3 protein-coding genes are annotated in these 3,528 nt (G+C 64.4%); 1 reads left to right on the top strand and 2 read right to left on the bottom strand.

Going from position 1 to position 3,528, the window contains the following annotated elements:
- Positions 1 to 128: 128 nt before the first annotated feature.
- Together clpA and ACYPYD_RS22475 are read right to left on the bottom strand one after the other, a co-directional pair.
- Positions 129 to 2,501 carry an ATP-dependent Clp protease ATP-binding subunit ClpA gene (gene clpA, locus ACYPYD_RS22470; protein WP_459665632.1) on the bottom strand — a complete coding sequence of 791 codons (2,373 nt, stop codon included), beginning with the start codon at positions 2,499 to 2,501 and terminating at the stop codon, positions 129 to 131.
- A gap of 173 nt (positions 2,502 to 2,674) precedes the next feature.
- On the bottom strand, positions 2,675 to 2,893 hold the full coding sequence (locus ACYPYD_RS22475) for a DUF1192 domain-containing protein (protein ID WP_008831392.1): 219 nt from the start codon (positions 2,891 to 2,893) through the stop codon (positions 2,675 to 2,677).
- Positions 2,894 to 3,042: 149 nt separating this feature from the next.
- On the opposite strand from ACYPYD_RS22475, the gene ACYPYD_RS22480 reads away from it, so the two are divergent.
- Complete coding sequence (locus tag ACYPYD_RS22480; RefSeq protein ID WP_083274679.1) at positions 3,043 to 3,327, top strand: GIY-YIG nuclease family protein; 285 nt, start codon at positions 3,043 to 3,045, stop codon at positions 3,325 to 3,327.
- Positions 3,328 to 3,528 lie beyond the last annotated feature (201 nt).

Consider the following 3,528-nt stretch of genomic DNA (forward strand, 5'->3'; position numbering starts at 1 on the left):
GGACCGCTGGCCCCTTGGTACCCAACTCACGTCAGGGCGCCCTTCTGCCAACGCGTGCCTAAAGACAGCTACCGGTCCCAGCCTTCGCTGGGATGACGGCGCGTTTTATGGGCCTCAGGTTACCGGCCTCAATCGTCGGCGTTGGTATCCGCCTGCGGACCGGGCTTCTTCGCCCGCTTCACCGGCACCTTCTTCTTCGTCTTGGACACCTTGGGTGCCGAGGGAGTCAGTTCGAAGTTCAGCGCGTTCTCCTTGACCGAGACGTGCACTTCGCCGCCGTGGGCCAGCTTGCCGAACAGCAGTTCTTCCGCCAGCGGCTGCTTGACCTTCTCCTGGATCACGCGGCCCATCGGGCGCGCGCCGTAGAGCTTGTCGTAGCCCTTGTCGCCCAGCCAGCTGCGCGCATCCGAATCGAACTGGATGTGGACGTTCTGGTCGGCCAACTGCAGTTCCAGCTGGAGGATGAACTTGTCCACGACCCGGCTGATGGTGTCCTTGGCGAGGTAGGCGAAGGGCACGATCGCATCGAGGCGGTTGCGGAATTCGGGGGTGAACATCTGCTTCACCGCTTCCTCGCCGGCATCCTCCTTCGAGGTGTCGCCGAAGCCGATGCCCTGCTTGGCCATGTCCGACGCGCCCGCGTTGGTGGTCATGATGAGCACCACGTTGCGGAAATCGACGGTCTTGCCGTGGTGATCGGTCAGGCGGCCGTTGTCCATCACCTGCAGCAGGATGTTGAACAGGTCGGGGTGCGCCTTCTCGATCTCGTCGAGCAGAAGGACGCAGTGCGGGTTCTGGTCGATCGCGTCGGTCAGAAGGCCGCCCTGATCGAAGCCGACATAGCCCGGAGGCGCACCGATCAGGCGGCTGACCGAGTGACGCTCCATATATTCGGACATGTCGAAGCGCTTCAGCTCGATGCCCATGATGCTGGCGAGCTGACGGGCCACTTCGGTCTTGCCGACACCCGTAGGCCCGCTGAACAGGAACGAGCCGATCGGCTTGTCCGGATCGCGCAGGCCAGCGCGGCTCAGCTTCATCGCGGTGGCGAGGAGGCCGATCGCCTTGTCCTGGCCGAACACCACGCGCTTCAGGTCACGTTCGAGGTTCTCCAGCGCCTTCTTGTCGTCGGACGAGACCGACTTGGGCGGGATGCGGGCCATCGTCGCGATGACCTGCTCGATCTCGCGCGCGGTAATGGTCTTCTTGCGGCGGCTGGGCGGCAGCAGCATCTGCATCGCGCCCACTTCGTCGATCACGTCGATCGCCTTGTCGGGCAGCTTGCGGTCGTTGATGTAGCGGGCCGAAAGCTCCACGGCGGTCTTGATCGCATCGGGCGTGTACTTGACGCGGTGGTGATCCTCGAACGCGCTGCGCAGACCCTTGAGAATCTTGATCGTGTCCTCGATCGTCGGCTCGTTCACGTCGATCTTCTGGAACCGGCGCAGCAGGGCGCGGTCCTTCTCGAAGTGGTTGCGGAACTCCTTGTAGGTGGTCGAGCCGATGCAGCGGATCGTGCCGCCCGACAGCGCGGGCTTCAGCAGGTTCGAGGCGTCCATCGCGCCGCCGCTGGTCGCGCCGGCACCGATCACGGTGTGGATCTCGTCGATGAACAGGACCGCGTGCGGCATCTTCTCCAGTTCGGAGACGACCTGCTTCAGGCGCTCCTCGAAGTCGCCGCGATAGCGGGTGCCGGCCAGCAGGCTGCCCATGTCGAGCGAGTAGATCACCGCTTCGGTCAGCACTTCGGGCACTTCGCCCTCGACGATCTTGCGCGCCAGGCCTTCGGCGATGGCAGTCTTGCCCACGCCCGGATCGCCCACGTAGAGCGGGTTGTTCTTGGAGCGGCGGCACAGGATCTGGATCGTGCGGTCCACTTCGGGGCCGCGGCCGATCAGCGGATCGACCTTGCCCGCCAGCGCCTTCTCGTTGAGGTTGACGGTGAACTGGTCGAGCGCGGAGTCCTTCTTGTTGGCGGACGCCTTTGCCTCCGCCTTGTCCTCGGGCGTGGGCGGGGTCTCGTCGGACGAGCCCTTGGCGGTGCGATCCTCGATCCGCTTGCCGCCCTTGCCGATGCCGTGGCTGATGTAGCTGACGGCGTCGAGGCGGCTCATGTCCTGCTGCTGCAGGAAGTAGACCGCGTACGAATCCCTCTCCGAGAACAGCGCGACGAGCACGTTGGCGCCGGTCACGGTGTCCTTGCCGGACGACTGCACGTGCAGGATGGCGCGCTGGATCACGCGCTGGAAACCGGCTGTCGGGGCGGGATCGCCCTTTTCCTCGGTCTTGAGCGACTGGTATTCCTGGTCGAGATACTGGCGCACCACGTCGCCCAGATCGCCGAGGTCCACGCCGCAGGCCTGCATGACCTGCGCCGCGTCGGTGTCGTCGATCAGCGCGAGCAGCAGGTGCTCGAGCGTCGCGTACTCGTGGCTCCGCTCAGACGCGTGAGACAGAGCCGAGTGCAGGGTCTTTTCAAGGCTTTGGGCGAAACTTGGCATTTAGGCGACCTTCATCGTGAGGGACGGCTCTCCCGGGAGGTTCCCGGCCCGCAGGGGAGATTGGCGGGTCAGGGTTACGAGGTTGATATAGGGACGTTCAGGATGGTTGCGAGGGTGGGCATGGGGGTAAGCGCCCGAGGTCGCCCGAAGGCTGCCAGAGGAGGCTGCGATTCTCAAGATGATCGCGGCCTGAACAGGGCGTCCGCCGCGAGGCGGTGAGCCGATGATGCGTTCCGGTGCGCGCGGATGCGGGCGATCTCGGTTTCGAGAAGCGCAACCCGCGCGTCGAGTTCGTCCAGCGAATAGCGATCGAGGCTTTCACCGGCGAGGTGGCTGGCGGCTCCGAAGTCGCCCTCGGATGACCGCCGCAGAGGTCGGTCTTCTTCGTCCATTGCGGTGCAGCATCGGACTGGAATGCGAGGCTGTCAATGGGTCCTTCGACTGGCCGGAGGATATGTGTTCCGGCGCGAGGCCGGGTTAAAACTCTGTCGTCATCCCAGCGAAGGCTGGGACCGCTGGCCGTCTGCTCTACGCTGCCGTGATGCCTGGCTGGACATACATCCTCACCAACAAGCCCCATGGCGTGCTGTACATCGGCGTCACGGCTGACCTGCCCGCGCGCATGATGCAGCATCGCGGCGGTGCGGGGTCGGCGTTCTGTCGGAAATACGGGCTCAAGCGGCTGGTGCTGATCGAGCCGCACGGCCGGATCGAGGATGCGATTCGGCGCGAAAAGGCGATGAAGGCGTGGAAGCGGGAATGGAAGATCCGGCTTATCGAGGAAGCCAATCCGGAATGGGCGGATCTGTTCGAGCGTTTGTTGTGAGCGGGGGCGCCGTTCAAAGCGCCCGTTATCGTACAACCGCCCGCTACCCTACAGACACTCGCCATCCTAAAAACACCCGTCATCCCAGCGAAGGCTGGGACCGCTATGACCCTGTTGCGCACTGTCGTTCGCAAACCACTTGCCACAAAAGCCCCGCACGCCAGCGTTCAGCATGACGGCCAGCGGTCCCAGCCTTCGCTG

The organism is Novosphingobium sp. 11B, assembly GCF_054589055.1.